The sequence below is a fragment of the Polaribacter marinus genome (assembly GCF_022662535.1).
GTDB classification, from domain to species: domain Bacteria; phylum Bacteroidota; class Bacteroidia; order Flavobacteriales; family Flavobacteriaceae; genus Polaribacter; species Polaribacter marinus.
Genome location: NZ_JAKQYM010000009.1, coordinates 145,513 through 163,972, shown reverse-complemented (window position 1 = coordinate 163,972; position 18,460 = coordinate 145,513). Strand labels below are relative to the sequence as shown.

Annotated in this window: 16 protein-coding genes; 11 read left to right on the top strand and 5 right to left on the bottom strand. The window is 32.2% G+C overall.

Translation table 11 applies throughout. The features are described 5' to 3' along the window. Nucleotides 1-100: 100 nt before the first annotated feature. The 4 genes from MC378_RS12625 to MC378_RS12610 all read left to right on the top strand — a co-directional run bounded on the left by MC378_RS12625 (nucleotide 101) and on the right by MC378_RS12610 (nucleotide 4,479). A complete protein-coding gene (locus MC378_RS12625; protein ID WP_242179124.1) occupies nucleotides 101-487 on the top strand; it encodes a hypothetical protein in 387 nt (128 codons plus the stop codon). A 4-nt stretch (nucleotides 488-491) separates the two neighbouring features. Beyond that, the gene (locus MC378_RS12620; RefSeq protein ID WP_242179123.1) at nucleotides 492-2,486 is read left to right on the top strand and encodes a TonB-dependent receptor plug domain-containing protein; all 1,995 of its coding nucleotides are present in this window, start codon (nucleotides 492-494) and stop codon (nucleotides 2,484-2,486) included. Nucleotides 2,487-2,503: 17 nt separating this feature from the next. Continuing rightward, a complete protein-coding gene (locus MC378_RS12615; RefSeq protein WP_242179122.1) occupies nucleotides 2,504-3,376 on the top strand; it encodes an MbnP family protein in 873 nt (290 codons plus the stop codon). A gap of 77 nt (nucleotides 3,377-3,453) precedes the next feature. Further along, entirely contained in the window at nucleotides 3,454-4,479 is a 1,026-nt protein-coding gene (locus tag MC378_RS12610) for a cytochrome-c peroxidase (protein WP_242179121.1), read from the top strand. A gap of 26 nt (nucleotides 4,480-4,505) precedes the next feature. Here the strand turns inward: MC378_RS12610 and MC378_RS12605 are convergent, their stop codons facing one another. The 3 genes from MC378_RS12605 to MC378_RS12595 form a co-directional block, all read right to left on the bottom strand. Then, nucleotides 4,506-5,480 carry a bile acid:sodium symporter family protein gene (locus MC378_RS12605; RefSeq protein ID WP_242179120.1) on the bottom strand — a complete coding sequence of 325 codons (975 nt, stop codon included), beginning with the start codon at nucleotides 5,478-5,480 and terminating at the stop codon, nucleotides 4,506-4,508. Nucleotides 5,481-5,593: 113 nt separating this feature from the next. Further along, nucleotides 5,594-6,886, bottom strand: a complete 1,293-nt coding sequence (locus MC378_RS12600) for an aminopeptidase P family protein (RefSeq protein WP_242179119.1) — start codon at nucleotides 6,884-6,886, stop codon at nucleotides 5,594-5,596. A 57-nt stretch (nucleotides 6,887-6,943) separates the two neighbouring features. After that, nucleotides 6,944-8,260, bottom strand: a complete 1,317-nt coding sequence (locus MC378_RS12595; RefSeq protein ID WP_242179118.1) for a DEAD/DEAH box helicase — start codon at nucleotides 8,258-8,260, stop codon at nucleotides 6,944-6,946. Nucleotides 8,261-8,423: 163 nt separating this feature from the next. Between MC378_RS12595 and MC378_RS12590 the strand changes: the two genes are divergently transcribed. From MC378_RS12590 to MC378_RS12570, 5 genes are all read left to right on the top strand, one after another. Beyond that, entirely contained in the window at nucleotides 8,424-11,249 is a 2,826-nt protein-coding gene (locus tag MC378_RS12590) for a VPS10 domain-containing protein (RefSeq protein ID WP_242179117.1), read from the top strand. 44 nt (nucleotides 11,250-11,293) lie between these two features. Beyond that, nucleotides 11,294-11,914 (top strand): DUF6973 domain-containing protein, encoded by a 621-nt coding sequence (locus MC378_RS12585; RefSeq protein ID WP_242179116.1) that lies wholly within the window; start codon nucleotides 11,294-11,296, stop codon nucleotides 11,912-11,914. A 103-nt stretch (nucleotides 11,915-12,017) separates the two neighbouring features. Further along, nucleotides 12,018-12,695: a succinate dehydrogenase cytochrome b subunit gene (locus MC378_RS12580; RefSeq protein ID WP_242179115.1), complete on the top strand. Its 678-nt coding sequence runs from the start codon at nucleotides 12,018-12,020 to the stop codon at nucleotides 12,693-12,695. A gap of 12 nt (nucleotides 12,696-12,707) precedes the next feature. Further along, complete coding sequence (locus tag MC378_RS12575; RefSeq protein ID WP_242179114.1) at nucleotides 12,708-14,720, top strand: fumarate reductase/succinate dehydrogenase flavoprotein subunit; 2,013 nt, start codon at nucleotides 12,708-12,710, stop codon at nucleotides 14,718-14,720. Between the two features lie 8 nt (nucleotides 14,721-14,728). After that, nucleotides 14,729-15,469: a succinate dehydrogenase/fumarate reductase iron-sulfur subunit gene (locus MC378_RS12570; protein ID WP_242179113.1), complete on the top strand. Its 741-nt coding sequence runs from the start codon at nucleotides 14,729-14,731 to the stop codon at nucleotides 15,467-15,469. Nucleotides 15,470-15,590: 121 nt separating this feature from the next. On the opposite strand, the gene MC378_RS12565 is transcribed toward MC378_RS12570, so the two are convergent. Further along, nucleotides 15,591-16,226 carry a ribonuclease H1 domain-containing protein gene (locus tag MC378_RS12565; protein ID WP_242179112.1) on the bottom strand — a complete coding sequence of 212 codons (636 nt, stop codon included), beginning with the start codon at nucleotides 16,224-16,226 and terminating at the stop codon, nucleotides 15,591-15,593. Beyond that, the gene (gene purN / locus MC378_RS12560; RefSeq protein WP_242179111.1) at nucleotides 16,219-16,791 is read right to left on the bottom strand and encodes a phosphoribosylglycinamide formyltransferase; all 573 of its coding nucleotides are present in this window, start codon (nucleotides 16,789-16,791) and stop codon (nucleotides 16,219-16,221) included. Before purN ends, MC378_RS12565 begins: the two co-directional genes overlap by 8 nt. Before the next feature lie 171 nt (nucleotides 16,792-16,962). Here purN and MC378_RS12555 point away from each other — a divergent pair, with 171 nt between their 5' ends. After that, on the top strand, nucleotides 16,963-17,199 hold the full coding sequence (locus tag MC378_RS12555) for an acyl carrier protein (protein ID WP_004569249.1): 237 nt from the start codon (nucleotides 16,963-16,965) through the stop codon (nucleotides 17,197-17,199). Between the two features lie 7 nt (nucleotides 17,200-17,206). Then, nucleotides 17,207-18,460, top strand: coding sequence for a beta-ketoacyl-ACP synthase II (gene fabF / locus MC378_RS12550; RefSeq protein ID WP_242179110.1), 1,254 nt, complete (start codon nucleotides 17,207-17,209; stop codon nucleotides 18,458-18,460).

Below are 18,460 nucleotides of genomic sequence, written 5' to 3'. Positions count from 1 at the left end.
ACTTTTCTTGTTAATATTAATTTTAAATGTAATTAATTCTAACAAAGTATTTAACACTTGACAAACATAGGATGACAACGAGCAGTATTTTATTGCTTTGGTGGCTCCACAAAGTCCAAATGTAGCAGAAAATGATTTAGTTGCTGGCATTTACAAATACAATCAGCCTACAAATATCGCAGGAGATTTTCCAGATCCAACACAGTTTTCGTATTCCGTTGTCGAAAACCACACGTTATTAATAGATCCGAGAATGTCAGAACCTTCTATGGGGAATCATTCTTCGTTAAATAACGTCGATTTAACGCAACAAGACGATAATCTGTACCATGGAGTGGTAAATTATACAATGACCGGAAATTGGACCTTAAATTTCATTTTAAAGGATGAAAATAATGAAGTTGTAAAAGGAACAGAAGTCTCTACAGATTTTACACCCGGAATTGAAGGTGAAAAAGGAGAATTATTTATTGACATCTTATTTTAAAACAATGAAAAGAATAACCTTAGTAATTCTTTTGGTAGCATCTTTTGCAAATGCACAAACTAAAGAAACTGTTCAAAAGAAAAAAGACAGTTTAGGAGGTGTTTTAAAGGAAGTTGTAATTATCGCGGCTAAAAAAAAGAAAATAGAAACAGATATGAAAATGGCAGTTTCTGTGGATGAGTTTTTAGCCTCTTCAGATAATATCAGTTTTATTAAACGTGGTGCATATGCGTGGGAGCCTTTATTAAACAATATGAGCACAGAACGCTCTATAATCACTGTTGATGGAATGCACATTTTTGGTGCTTGTACCGATAAAATGGATCCCGTAACTTCTTATGTAGAAAGTAATAATTTATCTGATATTGATATAAAATCAGGACAAGAAGGTAGTCTGCATGGTGCAACTGTAGCGGGTAGTATCGATTTAAAAAGGAAAAGCACTGCTTTTGGACGCATTCAAAAATGGAGTGGATCATACCAAACAGGTTTCGAGTTTAATAATAAGCAGTTTTTAAATCTTGGGAATGTTTCTTATTCTAGTGATAAGTTGGTTGTAGACGGTAGTATTTCTAATAGAAAAGCAGAAAATTATTCGGATGGTAATAATGAGGAAGTACATCATTCTCAGTTCGAAAAATTAAATGCTTCTATAGGTGTTGCTTATAAAACGAGCGATTTATCTTCTCTAAGAGTAGACGCCATTTTTGATAGAGCAAAAGACGTAGGTTTTCCTGCATTGCCAATGGATTTATCATTGTCTAGAGCATTGATTACATCCGTTGCATACAAACAATTTTTTGAAAAAGGAATTGTAAAAGTATGGGATTCTAAAGTGTACTTTAATGCTGTAGAACATTATATGGATGATACAACACGTCCAGAAAATTTGGTTCATATGGACATGCCAGGTTGGAGTACAACCTATGGTTTGATTTCTAAAGTGAATCTTCAAAAAGAAAATGTATCTTCAGAAGTGCAGTTGAATGCATACAATAATGTATCGATTGCAGAAATGCGTATGTATCCGCAAGACAGAAGTAAACAAACCATGTTTGCCTATAGTTGGCCTTGGGTTACTACAACTTATGTCGGACTTTCCATGAATAATTTATGGGATATTTCTGACGCAAGTCAGTTAAGTTTTGGAGGCTCTTTAGGTGTGAATTACAATTATTCTAAATATGTAGAATTCAATTGGATTTTTCACCCAGGAACACCACAAGAAAAAACGAGGTTTTTACCAAGTTTAAACGCAAGTTATAACCTAAACGTAGGAAATTTTAATTTTTCTGCTGGTGGTGGTTATGGCCATAGAGCGCCTTCTGTTTCTGAGGGTTATGGGTATTATATTTATAACAGTTTCGATCGGTACGATTACATTGGAAATCCGGATTTGAAAAATGAAATTTCTTATGAAACCAATGCAAGTGCAGGTTTTAAAAATGAAAAACTGAGTGTACAAGCCAAAGTGAACTACTTCTATATTCAGAATTATATTATAGGAAGAATTTTAAGTTTGGGGAGTCCTATGAATTATCAATCTGTAGGTGTAAAAGGATATACCTCTTTAGATTATGCCACACTTTTTAATTTTTCATTAAACACCAAGTACACACTTTTACATAATTTGCATTGGGATGGAACTTTAACTTATGCTAGAGGTTTGGATGATAATCAAAAGAATTTACCATTTATTCGTCCTTTAAGTTACCAAAGTTCCTTGCATTTTTCACATAAAAAATTCAGTGTATTAACCTCGTTAAATGGCGATTTAAAACAGAAGAATTACAGTCCAGAATTTGGAGAAGATGAAACACCTTCTTACAAAAACTGGAATGTTTCTGCAGATTATACTTTTTATATTAAAGATTACAAAACAGTTTTTCAGGTAGGTGCGGAAAACTTGTTTAATGAATATTATAGCACTTATGCAGATTGGGGAAATATCCCAAGAATGGGGCGTAATTTTTTTACGTCTTTAAAAATAATTTTTTAAAATTAAAATAATACAAAATGAAAAACTTAAAAAAATACCTTTTACTATCATTCATCTCTTTAGGAATTATATCTTGTAGTGAAGATAGTATACCCGTTGCAAATGAAGTAACATTAGAGTTTAACAATACGTTTGGAAATAACACAATTGTTTTAGGAGATGCTACTTCTTCAGAAGCTACGGTAAATACTTCTGTCGCAGGACAAACACACCATTTTTCTGAGTTGAAATACATAATCAGTAATATTCGTCTTATAAACTCAGAAGGTGTAGAGTTTCCTTATAACGTAAATAATTTAGACAATGGAGCAACTATTGTAGATCAATCCAATCCTGCAACATTACAATATGTTTTAAGTAATATTCCAACTACTGAGTATACCCAAATAAAATTTGGTTTAGGAGTAAAAACAGCATTAAACACGTTAGACCAAGTAAGTTTTCCAAATTTTTATGCACAAGCAGAAGAAAATGATACAGAAATGATGTGGGAATGGGGAACAGGATATCGTTTTACAAAAATTGAAGGTTTTTATGATACAGATAATAAAAAATTATCGATCCATACAGGTAGCACACTTGATGAAGACCCTAATGGTGGAGATGATTTAGTTATAGGTGTTGATGCTTATAGAGATATTACCTTAGATTTGACTACAAATGCTAAGGTTGGTAGTAATGCACCTAAAATTGTTATTAAAGCAGATTTTGATAAATTATTAAGTGGAGATAACGAAATAATTACACTAAGTTCAGGAACTGGTATGTCTAACAATGCAACACCTAATATTCATACAGCTGTTCAAATGACAAAATTTGTTAATAATATCGGTGGTAATAGTTCTACAAATACTAAAGGAATGTTTTCTATAGAACGTGTAGAAAACTAAATTAAAATGATAGAGCTGGCTTAGGTTTTATACTCTAGCCAGCTTTTTTAATATTTTACTCAACTAATTTATTTGTAATGAAAAACTTTATAAGAAACATCTTTATCTTGCTGCTGCTTGCTTCTTGTGCGAACGAAGATTATGACCCTATTTCTTATGATAATCCAGAAGTAACATTAAATATTCCTGCTGATTTTCCAGATTTAAATACTTTTTTTTATGACAATGTACCTACAAAATATGGGGTTGAATTAGGAGAGAAATTATTTAAAGAAAAGAGATTGAGTACAGATAATACGATTTCTTGTTCTAGTTGTCATATGCAAGAAAATGCCTTTGCCGATCATAATGCAATAGGGATTGGAATTGAAGGAAGAGTGGGGCTTAGAAACACACCTCCTATTCAGAATCTGGCTTTTATGCAATTTTATAATTGGGATGGGAGCAAACGTCAATTAGAAACTCAGCCTTTAGTTCCTATTATTACACATGAAGAAATGGATTCTTCTATATTAGAAGCAATAGGTAAAATAGCAACCGAAGAAGACTATATCAATTTGTTTTATAAAGCTTTTGGAGATGAGGGTATTACGCCAGAAAAAATTTACAATAGTATTGCTCAATATGAATATACTTTAATTTCAGCCAATAGTAAATACGATAAAGTAAAACGAAATGAAGGAGGAACTTTTACAGAAAAAGAAGAAAAAGGATCTATAATTTTTCAGCAAAAATGTGCAAGTTGTCATGGCACAGAATTATTTACAGATCAAAGTTTTAGAAATATAGGTTTTCCTGTAAACCCAAATACAGATGAAGCTGGACGTGCAAGAGTAACAGGAAAAAATGAAGATTTGTATCGTTTTAGAGTCCCTACTTTAAGAAATATAGAATACACTGCTCCTTACGGAAGTTTTGGGCAATTTGCTACTTTAAAAGAAGTGTTAGATTATTTAGATAGGGGTGTTTTAGATGCCGATAATTTGGATCCAATTTTGAAAGATAACAACAATAGAATTCCACTTACAGAAGATGAGAAAGAGAGCCTTATTTCATTTCTAAAGACATTAAGTGATGTCGATTTTGTAAGTTCTGAAGAGTGAAAAAAGTAATTTTTATTGAATTATTTCTACAATTCAGCACTTTTTCGCTTTGCGAGTTTTGATGCAACAATACTAATAATTAAAATTTGTGTAGCATGAAATAACATTAAAGGCAAAAGAATAATACCAATAGAAGCCATATTACCAAACAGTATTTTAGAAAAAACCGTCCCATGAACTAAGGATTTTTTAGTCCCACAAAACTGAGCCGTAATCTTATCTTCTATATTCAATGATGCTTTATTCGCTATAATACCGGTTACAGAAAAAGCAACAATAAACAAAATAACAACACCTCCAAAAATTAATAATAAATCTAAAAAAGAAACGGTACTAAAAATATCTCCACTAAAAGATTCTGCAAAACTTTTATAGATGATTAATAAAATAATCGATTTATCAAATAGTGTTAATTTACTACTGTGTTTGTAGGCAAACTTTCCTAAAAAACGTTGTAATAAAAGTCCTAAAACTACAGGTAAAATAATTTGAACAATCAACTTGATGTATATACTTGTAAAATCAAAATCGGTTTGCGCATTATCAACAAACAACCCCATCCAAAGTGGTGTAATTGCAATTCCAATAATTCCCGAAATACTGGCATTAAATATAGCTGCAGGAATATTACCTTTTGCCATAGAAACCATAACCACAGACGACGATACTGTAGATGGTAAAGCTGCCAAGAAAAAGAACGCTAGCCAAATGGTTTCTTGCTCCTCATTTTGAATAAATGGATGGGCTAACAATACCAATAACGGAAACATTAAAAACGTAGCACTTTGTACTAAAAGGTGTAATTTCCAATTTTTAAGTCCTGCTTTTAATTGTGTCGGATTTAATTTTAACCCGTAAAAAAAGAAGATAAGCGAAATTCCTATCGCACTAATCGTGTCGATAGGAATTTTACTCTCTTGTACTCCCCATTTCGGAAAAAAATAGGCTACTATTATAGTCCCAATTATAGAAAGGACAAGCTTATCAATTTTTAATTTCATGTTTATTTTCGATACGTTTATTAGTAAGAAAAAAGATAGTTTAAAAATCAATTCAAAAATTATGAAGAAAAAAGCGAGTCTTAAAACTCGCTTTTTTTATTTATTTCAAAGATTTAACCTCGCATCAAATCTTCAATTTCATCTGCTTCAATAGGAATATTTCTCATTAAATTAAAAGGTTCTCCTTTTTCTTGTACAACAACATCATCTTCTAAACGAATTCCAAAACCTTCTTCCGGAATATAAATTCCTGGTTCTACAGTAAAAACCATATTTGCTTGCATTTTTTCATGTAACAAACCATAATCATGTGTGTCTAAACCAATGTGATGTGAAGTTCCATGCATAAAATATTTTTTATATGCTGGCCAATTTTTATCTTCATTTTGTACATCAGCTTTGTCTAACAATCCAAGTTTTAATAATTCAGAAGTCATAATATTACCAACTTCTACATGATATTCTTTCCATAAAGTTCCCGGAACTAATAGCTTTGTAGCTTCTTTTTTAACATGATTTACAGCATTATATACAGCTTTTTGTCTATCGGAAAACTTACCAGATACAGGTACAGTTCTAGACAAATCACTTTTATAATTTGCATATTCTGCAGCAATATCAAATAAAATTAAATCGCCACTTTTACATTGTTGATTGTTTTCTATATAGTGTAAAACATTGGCATTATTTCCACTAGCAATAATTGGTGTGTATGCAAATCCCTTAGACCTGTTTCTTATAAACTCATGTAACAATTCTGCCTCAATTTCATACTCCCAAACACCAGGTTTTATAAAGTTTAAAATTCTACGGAAACCTTTTTCTGTAATATTACAAGCATGCTGCATTAAATCCAATTCTATTTGATCTTTTACAGAACGCAACCTTTGTAAGATAGGATTGCTTTTTGCAACAGCATGTGCAGGATATTTTGCTAACAACCATTTGGTAAAACGATCTTCACGAGTTTCTGTTTCTACACGTGCTCTATAATGTTCATTTGTGTTGATGTAAAAAGTATCCGCATAAGTAGACATTTCAAATAAGATTTTTTCTAAATCTTGTAACCAATAAACGGTTTTAATTCCACTTGTTTTAAAAGCAGCTTCTTTTGTAAGTTTTTCTCCTTCCCAAACAGCAATATGATCGTTTGTTTCTCTAACAAACAAGATTTCTCTTAAATTTTCATTTGGGCAATCTGGAAATAACATTAGCACACTTTCTTCTTGGTCTACACCGCTTAAATAAAATATATCTCGGTGTTGTTCAAAAGGCATTGTACTATCTGCACTTATTGGATAAATGTCATTAGAATTAAAAATCGCTAAACTATTTGGCTTCATTGCTGCAGCAAAGTTTTTACGATTTTTGATAAAAAGGGCTGAATTTATTTGGTGATATTTCATCTGAATTTATGTTTAATAACACAAATGTAGGAATAATATCACCAACAAAAAATGATGTTAGAAACGTTTCTTTTTTGGAGCACCGGTTCTTCCTCTTCCAGAAGTACTTGTGGGTTTATTTCCTTTAAAATGAGGCTTTCTTTTGGCTTTGTTTCCCTCCGAAGAATTTGAGTTTCCAGGTCTTTTCTTTTTTCCAAATGAACCTTTACTTTGAGATGCAGCTCTTTTTGGAGGGGCTGTATCTGTAGGTTCAAAACCTTCTACGATGTTAGATTTTAGTTTTTCGTTTAGTAGTTTTTCTATTTCATTTTGATATTCTGTTTCTTCACTACAAACTAAAGAAATAGCTTCTCCTGCTGCTCCTGCTCTACCTGTTCTACCTATTCTATGTACATAATCTTCGGGTACGTTTGGTAATTCAAAATTAATAACATGTGGTAATAACGGAATGTCTAAACCACGCGCAGCAATATCTGTAGCAACTAAAATTTTAATAGAATTGTCTTTAAAATTCTTTAATGCTTTTGTTCTTGCTCCTTGACTTTTATTTCCGTGAATTGCTGCTGCAGAAATTCCAGCTTTTATCAGTTTTTCTGTTAATTTATTGGCGCCATGTTTTGTTCTTGTAAAAATTAAAACTTGGTTCCAATTATTGTCTTTGATCAATTTAATTGTAAACTCCGTTTTTTTATTTTTATCAACTTTAAAAACTTTGTGAGTTACCTTTTTAGCTGTTGAGTTTTGTGGAGCTGTTTCTACAGAAACAGGGTTTCTTAAAATCCCTTCGGCTAATTTTTTTATATCTTTAGAAAAAGTTGCAGAAAACATTAGGTTCTGACGCTTTTCTGGCATAAAGCTAATGAGTTTGTTAATGTCTCTAACAAATCCCATGTCTAACATTCTATCGGCTTCATCTAAAATAAGCACATCAATTCTTTTAAAAGAAACTGCTTTTTGATCATGTAAATCTAACAACCTTCCTGGTGTTGCAACTAAAATATCTACTCCACTTTTTAGTGTGGCAATTTGTGGTTTTGCATTTACACCTCCAAAAACTACAGCAGATTTTATATTTACATATTTACTATATTCTCTAACATTATCATAAACTTGCGCAGCTAATTCTCTTGTTGGGGTTAATACTAATGCACGTAAAGGTCTGTATTTTGGGTGTTTTGTGTCAGATAGATACTGTAAAACAGGTAAAGTAAACCCTGCAGTTTTTCCTGTTCCGGTTTGTGCAGAAGCTAAAATATCTTTTCCTTCTAAAATATGCGGAATTGCTTTTTCTTGTATTGGTGATGGTTTTGTGTACCCTTTTTCTTCAACAGCTTTTATCAAAGCTTCTTTTAATCCTAATGATTTAAACGACATAAATTCTATTTGCGAAATGAACCTTAATTGGTAATTTCAATCTACAAAGATACGTTGTTTTAAATTGAAGCTATAAGAAGTCCAAAATGGATATTATGTTAATTTTTTTGTTTTTGAATTTACAAGTGGTAATTTCATCGCTTTAAACAAATCGAACTTTCTTATGAAAAAATTTTCCCAACTTTTATTATGGTGTTTTTGTACATCAATAATTGCTCAAACACCTACTAAATCTCAGGTAGTTCAGCAATCTTTAAATAAAAAAGAGCAATTAGAAAAAACTTCTTTAGTAAAAAACATCTCTTTTGCGAGTATTGGCCCAACAGTTATGAGCGGTCGTGTTGTAGATGTTGATGTAAATCCAAACAATTCAACAGAATTTTATGTAGGCTATGCGTCTGGTGGAGTTTGGTATACAAATAATAATGGAACAACTTTAACTCCTGTTTTAGACAATGCTCCAACTCAAAATGTAGGAGATATTGCGGTTGATTGGAATTCAGGAACCATTTGGGTAGGAACAGGAGAAAATAATTCTTCTCGTTCTTCTTATGCTGGGATTGGTATTTTAAAATCTACAAACAAAGGTGAAACATGGATGAATGTAGGTCTAAAAGATTCACATCATATAGGGCGAATTTTGATCAATCCAAAAAACCCTGATGAGGTTGTTGTAGGTTCTATTGGGCATTTATACTCTCCAAATATAGAACGTGGAGTTTTTAAAACTACTGACGGAGGGAAAACATGGACAAAAACCTTATTTATTGATGAGAATACAGGTATTATTGATATTGCTTTTGCTCCAGAGAATTTTAATATAATGTATGCTGCAGCTTGGGAACGAGAACGTAAAGCATGGAATTTTGTAGGAAATGGGAATAAATCAGGAATATACAAAAGTACAGATGCAGGAAAAACTTGGACAAAAATAGCAGATAAGAGTGGTTTTCCTACAGGAGAAGGTGTTGGAAGAATTGGTTTAGCTGTTTTTAATGAAAACACAGTCTATGCATTACACGATAGCCAATATAGAAGAGCTCCAAAAGATAAAAAAACCGCTCACAATTTTTCTAAAGAACAATTTAAAAATTTTACTTCTGCGGATGTTTTAGCGCTTAGAAACAAAACCTTAGACAGTTATTTAAAAGCTCATGGTTTTCAAGAAAAATTTAGAGCAGAGAATGTAAAACAACTTTTAAGACCTGGAGGGATGAAACCCAAAGAATTAATGACTTTTCTAGAAAATGAAATGGCTGTTGCTTTTGAAGAGCCTGTGATTGGTGCAGAAATTTTTAAAACTACAGATGGTGGAAAAAAATGGCAAAAAACTCATACCAATTATTTAGATGGTATTTATAGTTCTTATGGATATTATTTTGGTGAAATTAGAGTTGACTTACAAGATGAAAACAGTATTTATGTTTTAGGAGTTGCTATTATAAAATCTAAAGATGGAGGAAAAACATTTACTTCTATAAGTAAAGAAAATGTACATGCAGATCATCAAGCTTTATGGGTAAACCCTAAAAAAAGTGGTCATTTACTTGAAGGAAATGATGGTGGTTTAAATGTTTCTTATGATGACGGAGAAAGTTGGGTTAAGTTAAACAATGTTGCAGTTGGTCAATTTTATTCGGTTTATGCAGATAATCAAAAAAATTATAATGTTTACGGAGGTTTACAAGATAACGGTGTTTGGGTAGGACCTAATAATGCTAGAATAAATAAAAGTTGGCAGCAAACAGGTCAAAATCCATATAAATCTTTAATGGGAGGAGATGGAATGCAAGTTCAGGTTGATGATAGAAATCCAAATATTGTGTATACAGGTTATCAATTTGGAAATTATTATAGAATTAATAGAGAAACAGGTAAAAACGAATACATTCAGCCAGAACCTAAGAAAAAAGAAAAGCCATACAGATTTAACTGGCAAACGCCGATTCATTTATCAAAACACAATCAAGATATTTTATATTTAGGAAGTAATAAATTGCATCGTTCTTTAAATAAAGGAGATGATTGGGAAGAAATTTCTGGAGATTTAACACAAGGAGGTAAAAAAGGAAATGTTGCTTACGGAACCTTAACGTCAATTTCTGAAAGTCCATTTCAATTTGGATTGATATACACTGGGTCAGATGATGGTTATATCAATATATCTAAAAATGGAGGCGGAAGTTGGACGCGAATTTCTAATAATTTACCGCAAAATTTATGGGTTTCTAGAGTGATTGCTTCAAAATTTAAGAAAGAGCGTGTTTATGCTACTTTAAACGGTTATAGATTTGATGATTTTACACCGTATGTTTATGTTTCTGATGATTATGGTCAAACATGGAAAAACATTCGCAATAACATTCCTACAGCAGCGGTAAACGTTATAAAGGAAGATTCTGAAAACGAAAACATCTTGTATTTAGGGACCGATAATGGGCTGTATATTTCTTTTGACAAAGGAGCTTCTTGGCAAAATTTTAGTAAAAATTTACCAAATGTAGCTGTGCACGATTTGGTTATTCAGCCAACAGCTAAAGATTTAATTGTAGCAACTCACGGACGTAGCTTGTACAAAACAAATGTTAGTGCACTTCAAGAAATGACAGAAGAAATTTTAGAAAAACCTACACATATTTTTACAATTAGTAAAATTAAAAAAAGTAAAAGATGGGGAAGTTCTTGGAGTCAATGGAGGGCAGCAAATACACCAAAAATCAAAATTCCTTTTTATACAAATGAAAGTAAAAAAATGACAGTAGATATTTTTGCAGGAAAAGTAAAAGTAAGCTCAATATCTGTAAACGCAGATAAAGGGTACAATGAATTAATGTTTGATGTTTCTTTTTCTGAAAAAGGAAAAAAGGCATTTCAGAGAGCTAACAAGAAAGCTAAAATTAAAGCAGCGCAAAACGGAGTTTTTTACCTTCCAAAAGGAAAATATACAGTTAAAATTGGAGATGCATCAGAAATCATTGAGGTAATGTAGTGTACCTTTTTTTAAAAATAGTTTTAAAACAGTACTTTTATCACATGAAAAAAGTACTGTTTTTTGTTTTTATTCTGTTTGTAAATTCTCTCTTCTCACAATCAAATTTTAAAAGTTTTTTTAAACTTTCGGGGCCAAAAAAAACATGGGTATTGTTGCATCCATTTAAAGCTACAAAATCTTTAAAAATTTCTAAAGAAACCAATAGAGTTACAGATTCTATTAAGAAAACAAACTTATTAGATGGTGATGCTGCAGGCGGACAAGTAGATGCATTTAGACACGCATATTGGATGGCGAGATTACGACAAGAAATAGGAAAATCTGCTGCTCGTTCTTTAGGGAAAGCACATGAAAAAGAGAATTATTTTATGTATAAAAACAGAAAGTTAGAAGATGGACAAGCACCAGATAAAATTTCTTCTGAAATGGATTTATATAATAATGATGAAGGACTGAAGTTGATTTCAAGAGGAAGTAAAACACCTAAAAACGGATTAATTTATAGAATTGTAAATGCAATAAAAGCAGGGAAAATGAAAATTATAAAGAAAGATAAAAAAGGAAATTTTTTATCTTGCGATGGTTTGGTGCTTTTAAAAGAAGATTTGAAAGGAAAGTGGCAAAACAATAAATGTTTGGTACCTTCTAATCAAAAACATTAGTAATTATTTAAAATAATTCTAAATATTATATAAAATAATTCATAAATTTTGTGAAGCCCCTACTTTAGCCTTAAGTTTGTACTAACTTTTAATTAACTATACAATGAGCGGATTTTTTAAATCTTCAATTGGAAGAAAAGTAGCCATGGCGCTATCTGCGTTCTTCCTGATGTTTTTCTTACTTCAGCATTTAGCAATAAACCTTTTATCGGTTTTTAGTCCTGAGAAATTTAATGAGGTTTCTCACTTTATGGGAACCAATTCATTAGTTCAATTTGCACTTCAACCAGTATTAATTTTTGGTGTAGTTTTTCACTTTGTAATGGGTTTTGTTTTAGAATTAAAAAATTCTAGGGCAAGAAACATTTCTTATGCAAAAAACAACGGAGCGGCTAATTCAACATGGATGAGTAGAAATATGATTTGGAGTGGTATTGCAATTTTAGCTTTTATCATTTTGCATTTCATTGATTTTTGGTTTCCAGAAATTAACACCAAATTTATTCAAGGTGATTGGTCTGGACTTCATAACGGAGAATTCAGATATTTTCATGAATTACAAGAAAAATTTGTAAACCCACTTAGAGTTGGAGCTTATGTGACAGCTTTTGTTTTCTTAGGATTGCATTTAGCTCACGGTTTTACATCGGCATTTCAATCTATGGGTGCTACAGCCGGACGTAAAAAAACATTACAAACAATTGGTAAAGCATATTCGATAATTGTTCCTTTAGGATTTATAATTGTTGCGCTTTATCATCACTTAAATCATAACCATTAATCTTAAATAACTATGGCTTTAGATTCAAAAGTACCAAAAGGTCCAATTAAAGATAAATGGACAGATTATAAAAATCATATAGACTTAGTAAATCCAGCAAACAAACGTAATATTGATATTATTGTAGTTGGAACAGGTTTGGCAGGTGGTTCTGCTTCTGCAACATTGGCAGAATTAGGCTACAATGTTAAAGCGTTTGCTTATCAAGATTCTCCGCGTAGAGCGCATTCAATTGCAGCTCAAGGAGGAATAAATGCAGCAAAAAACTACCAAGGAGATGGTGATTCTTTTTACAGATTATTCTATGATACTGTAAAAGGAGGAGATTACCGTTCTCGTGAGGCAAACGTTTATCGTTTGGCCGAAGTTTCTGCAAATATTATCGATCAATGTGTGGCACAAGGTGTTCCTTTTGCACGTGATTATGGTGGATTGTTAGATAATCGTTCATTTGGAGGAGTTTTAGTTTCTAGAACTTTTTATGCAAAAGGACAAACAGGGCAACAATTATTATTAGGTGCTTATTCTGCAATGAACCGTCAAATTGCTCGTGGTAAGATTGAAATGTTCAATCGTCATGAAATGTTAGACGTTGTTAAAATTGATGGAAAAGCTCGTGGAATTATTGCTCGTAATTTAATTACTGGAGAAATTGAGCGTCATTCTGCACATGCAGTGGTGATTGCTTCAGGTGGATATGGAAATGTATATTTCTTATCAACCAACGCAATGGGTTCTAATGCCACTGCAGCTTGGAAAATCCATAAAAAAGGAGCCTATTTTGCAAATCCTTGTTATACACAAATTCACCCAACATGTATTCCGCGTTCTGGAGATTATCAATCAAAATTAACATTGATGTCTGAATCGCTTAGAAATGATGGACGTATTTGGGTTCCAAAAAAGATGGAAGATGTTTTAGCAATTCGTGAAGGACGTAAAAAACCTACCGATTTGTCTGAAGATGAAAGAGATTATTATTTAGAAAGAAGATATCCTGCATTTGGTAACTTAGTACCTCGTGATGTGGCATCGAGAGCAGCAAAAGAACGTTGCGATGCTGGTTATGGTGTAAATGCAACAGGAGAAGCGGTTTATTTAGATTTTAAATCGGCTATAGAACGTTACGGAAAAGAGCAAGCAAAATTGCATCATTTAACAAACCCTTCGAATAAAGAAATTTATGATTTAGGGAAAGCAATTGTAGAGGCTAAATATGGGAATTTATTCCAGATGTATGAGAAGATTATAGATCAAAACCCATATGAAACTCCAATGATGATTTATCCAGCAACCCACTACACAATGGGAGGTATATGGGTAGATTATAATTTAATGACTACAGTAGACGGATTGTATTGTATTGGAGAAGCAAACTTCTCTGATCATGGTGCAAACAGATTAGGGGCTTCTGCATTAATGCAAGGTTTAGCAGATGGATATTTCGTGTTACCTTATACAATTGGTGATTATTTATCAAACGATATTAGAACAGGGAAAATTTCAACGGAAACCAAAGAATTCGAAGAAGCAGAAAACGAAGTGAAAGAACGTATCAATTTCTTTATCAATAATAAAGGAAAATACTCTGTAGATTATTACCACAAAAAATTAGGAAAAATTATGTGGGATAAATGTGGAATGGCTCGTAATGCGAAAGGTTTACAAGAAGCTATGGTAGAAATTAAAGCTTTACGTGAAGATTTCTGGAAAAACGTAACTGTTCCTGGTACTGCAAATGAAATGAATCCAGAGTTAGAAAAAGCAGGTCGTGTGGCAGACTTTTTAGAACTAGGAGAGTTGTTTGCAAAAGATGCTTTAGATAGAAACGAATCTTGTGGAGGTCATTTTAGAGAAGAGTCTGTAGAATTAGATGGTTTACAAAAAGGAGAAGCAAAACGTAATGATAAAGATTATGCATACGTTGCTGCTTGGGAATACAAAGGAGAGCCTTCAGAAGCAGTATTACATAAAGAAGAATTAGAGTTTAACGATATTGAATTAAAACAACGTTCATATAAATAAAAGACAAAATGAATTTAACACTTAAAATTTGGAGACAAAAAGACTCAAGTTCAAAGGGTCAAATGGTTGATTATAAGGTGACTGATATTTCAGAACACATGTCTTTTTTAGAAATGATGGATGTTTTAAATGAACAGTTAGTAAATTCTGGTGAAGAACCGGTTGCTTTTGATCATGATTGTAGAGAAGGTATTTGTGGTATGTGTTCTATGTACATAAACGGAGAAGCACATGGTCCAGATAGAGGTGTAACTACGTGTCAATTACACATGCGTATGTTTAAAGATGGAGATACTATTACGATAGAACCATTTAGAGCAGCAGCATTTCCTGTAATTAAAGATTTAGTAGTAGACAGAACTTCTTTTGAACGTATACAACAAGCAGGTGGATTTATTTCTGTAAACACTTCAGGAAATACACAAGATGCAAACTCAATTCCAATTTCTAAACACGCAGCTGATGAAGCAATGGATGCTGCAACTTGTATTGGTTGTGGAGCATGTGTTGCAACGTGTAAAAACTCTTCTGCAATGTTGTTTGTTGGAGCAAAAGTATCTCAATATGCATTATTACCACAAGGGCAAATAGAAGCTACAGATCGTGTTTTAAACATGGTAGCACAAATGGATGCAGAAGGCTTTGGTAATTGTACAAATACAGGTGCTTGTGAGGTAGAATGCCCGAAAGGAATTTCTTTAGATAATATTGCACGTATGAATAGAGAATTAATGAAAGCTTCTATTTAGGTAGAAACAAAATCATTGTGTAAAATAAAAGCCCAAAACTAATTTTAGTTTTGGGCTTTTATTTTATTTACCTCACCTATTTGTGGTTCTATTTTTTAATATTGATAACTGATAGTTGAGATTATTTCCGTCCAAAATCGGCAGGAATTTCTCCCCAAGCTTTGGTTTCCCATTTTAAAATAGGGTTTTTAAATGTATGCTCTTTTAGCCATTTTTCGGCTCTTTTTATCAGTTCTAGAAGTTCTTTATTAGAAGGATCAAAATGCATATTTGTTTTACAACGTTTCTGTTTTACCCAACTCATAGCAATTTTAGAATCAGAATAAATTGGAATATTTTCTTTGTTTTTACTCTTTAAAAGTGCAATACCATGCACTAAAGCTAAAAATTCACCAATATTATTAGTTCCTTTTTCAAAAGGTCCTTTTCTAAAAATTTCTTTTTTATTGTGTGTTAAAACACCTCTGTATTCCATTTTCCCAGGATTACCAGAGCAAGCGGCATCCACAGAAATACTTTCTAAAATAGGTTTTCCGTATTTTTCTTTTTCTGAAGATGACAAGGTTGGTTTTTTAGTGTTTTTACCTTTATAATCATCATATTTACCTTTAGATGCAATTTCGGCTTCTTCTAAGTTTGCAAAAGATTTGTATTGTGCACCATCAAAACCATCAATTTGCGCTTTACAAACTTTCCAGGAAGTAAATACTCCTTTTTTGCGTCCGTTCCAAACCACGTAAAATTTTTTCTTACTCATTTATATCTAAAATTACATCTTCTATAACTCTAGGAAAATACTCTTGTTCTAAAAAATGAATTTTTTTGGCAATAGTTTCGGGAGTATCTTCTTCATTTAAGCTTGTTTTTGCTTGAAATATGATGGCTCCTTCATCATAATTAGCGTTTACGTAATGAATTGTAATGCCAGTTTCACTTTCATTATTTTCTTTTACAGCCTTATGAACATGCATGCCATACATTCCTTTTCCTCCATATTTTGGTAACAATGCAGGATGAATATTAATGATTTTATTCGGAAAAACATCAATTATTTTTTCAGGAATTTTCCATAAAAAACCAGCTAAAATAATATAATCTGCTTCGTTTTTTAAGATATTAAAGATCTTATCTGTATTATAAAAATCATCTTTTGTAAAGTATAAGCACTTGGTATTTAAACTGTTACATCTATCAAAAACTTTGGCTCGTTTGTTGTTACACAACACTTGAGTAACTTTAGCAGTTCTAGTGTGATTAAAAAATTGAATAATATTTTCTGCGTTCGTTCCAGAACCAGAAGCAAAAATAATAATACGCTTCATATCTATATATCTAGAGTACAAAAAAAAGAATAATTATTAACAAACGGATTATTTTAATGGAAGATTAAACTTTTTTCTTTACTTTTAATAATCATTTATCGGACAAAAATTAGTTATAATTAATAAGATTTGTATTTTTGCCCCGATTAAAATTTTAAAAAACACAAAATTATGTCAGACATTGCATCAAGAGTAAAAGCGATTATCGTAGATAAATTAGGAGTAGACGATAACGAAGTAACAACAGAAGCTAGCTTCACAAATGATTTAGGAGCAGATTCATTAGATACTGTTGAGTTAATTATGGAATTCGAAAAAGAATTCGATATTCAAATTCCAGACGATCAAGCTGAGAACATCGGTACCGTAGGTCAAGCAGTTAGCTATATAGAAGAAGCAAAAAAGTAATATTTATATGCAATTAAAACGAGTTGTAGTCACTGGACTTGGCGCATTAACGCCAATTGGTAATAATATTGAAGAATATTGGAACGCTTTAGTTAACGGAGTTAGCGGGGCAGCACCTATCACACACTTTGATGCTGCCAAGTTCAAAACTCGTTTTGCATGTGAATTAAAGAACTTTAACGTAACCGATTTCATCAATAGAAAGGACGCACGTAAAATGGATAGATTTACACAGTACGCAATGGTAGCTTCTGATGAGGCAATTGCGGACTCAAATCTAGACTTAGAAAAAATTAACAAATTACGCGTTGGTGTAATTTGGGGAGCAGGAATTGGAGGCTTAGAAACTTTTCAAAATGAAGCAATGAATTTTGGCGCTGGTGATGGAACACCAAGGTTTAATCCATTCTTTATCCCAAAAATGATAGCAGATATTGCTCCAGGAAACATTTCGATTAAAAATGGATTTATGGGGCCCAATTATACAACGGTTTCTGCCTGTGCATCATCTGCAAATGCAATGATAGATGCATTAAATTATATTCGATTAGGATATTGTGATGTAATTGTTACTGGAGGATCTGAAGCAGCTGTTACTCAAGCAGGTGTAGGAGGTTTTAACGCAATGCATGCTTTATCAACTAGAAATGAAAGCCCAGAAACAGCATCAAGACCTTTTGATGCAGAACGAGATGGGTTTGTTTTAGGAGAAGGAGCTGGAGCCATTGTTTTAGAAGAATATGAATACGCTAAAGCAAGAGGAGCAAAAATTTATGCAGAAGTTATTGGAGGCGGAATGTCTTCTGATGCTTATCATATGACAGCACCACACCCTGAAGGAATTGGGGTTATTGCTGTAATGAAAAATTGCTTAGAAAATTCAGGAATAAAACCAGAAGATGTAGACCATATTAATACTCATGGGACCTCTACACCTTTAGGTGATGTTGCAGAATTAAAAGCAATATCTGAAGTTTTTGGTGAACATGCTAAGGATATCAATATTAATTCTACAAAATCTATGACAGGTCACTTATTGGGTGCTGCAGGAGCTATAGAATCTATTGCTGCAATTTTAGCAATGAAACATAGTATTGTGCCACCAACAATTAATCATGTTAATGTGGATGAAAATATCAATCCAGAATTAAATTTAACTTTAAATAAAGCTCAAAATCGCGAAATTAAAGTAGCAATGAGTAATACATTTGGTTTTGGGGGTCATAATGCATGTGTTGCTTTTAAGAAAATACAGGAATAA

Coding starts and splice junctions, on each gene's coding strand:
- MC378_RS12610 (WP_242179121.1), top strand. CDS start 3,454: ATGAAAAACTTTATAAGAAACATCTTTATCTTGCTGCTGCTTGCTTCT.
- MC378_RS12620 (WP_242179123.1), top strand. CDS start 492: ATGAAAAGAATAACCTTAGTAATTCTTTTGGTAGCATCTTTTGCAAAT.
- MC378_RS12585 (WP_242179116.1), top strand. CDS start 11,294: ATGAAAAAAGTACTGTTTTTTGTTTTTATTCTGTTTGTAAATTCTCTC.
- MC378_RS12555 (WP_004569249.1), top strand. CDS start 16,963: ATGTCAGACATTGCATCAAGAGTAAAAGCGATTATCGTAGATAAATTA.
- MC378_RS12605 (WP_242179120.1), bottom strand. CDS start 5,480: ATGAAATTAAAAATTGATAAGCTTGTCCTTTCTATAATTGGGACTATA.
- MC378_RS12570 (WP_242179113.1), top strand. CDS start 14,729: ATGAATTTAACACTTAAAATTTGGAGACAAAAAGACTCAAGTTCAAAG.
- fabF (WP_242179110.1), top strand. CDS start 17,207: ATGCAATTAAAACGAGTTGTAGTCACTGGACTTGGCGCATTAACGCCA.
- MC378_RS12600 (WP_242179119.1), bottom strand. CDS start 6,886: ATGAAATATCACCAAATAAATTCAGCCCTTTTTATCAAAAATCGTAAA.
- MC378_RS12590 (WP_242179117.1), top strand. CDS start 8,424: ATGAAAAAATTTTCCCAACTTTTATTATGGTGTTTTTGTACATCAATA.
- MC378_RS12575 (WP_242179114.1), top strand. CDS start 12,708: ATGGCTTTAGATTCAAAAGTACCAAAAGGTCCAATTAAAGATAAATGG.
- MC378_RS12595 (WP_242179118.1), bottom strand. CDS start 8,260: ATGTCGTTTAAATCATTAGGATTAAAAGAAGCTTTGATAAAAGCTGTT.
- MC378_RS12565 (WP_242179112.1), bottom strand. CDS start 16,226: ATGAGTAAGAAAAAATTTTACGTGGTTTGGAACGGACGCAAAAAAGGA.
- purN (WP_242179111.1), bottom strand. CDS start 16,791: ATGAAGCGTATTATTATTTTTGCTTCTGGTTCTGGAACGAACGCAGAA.
- MC378_RS12580 (WP_242179115.1), top strand. CDS start 12,018: ATGAGCGGATTTTTTAAATCTTCAATTGGAAGAAAAGTAGCCATGGCG.
- MC378_RS12615 (WP_242179122.1), top strand. CDS start 2,504: ATGAAAAACTTAAAAAAATACCTTTTACTATCATTCATCTCTTTAGGA.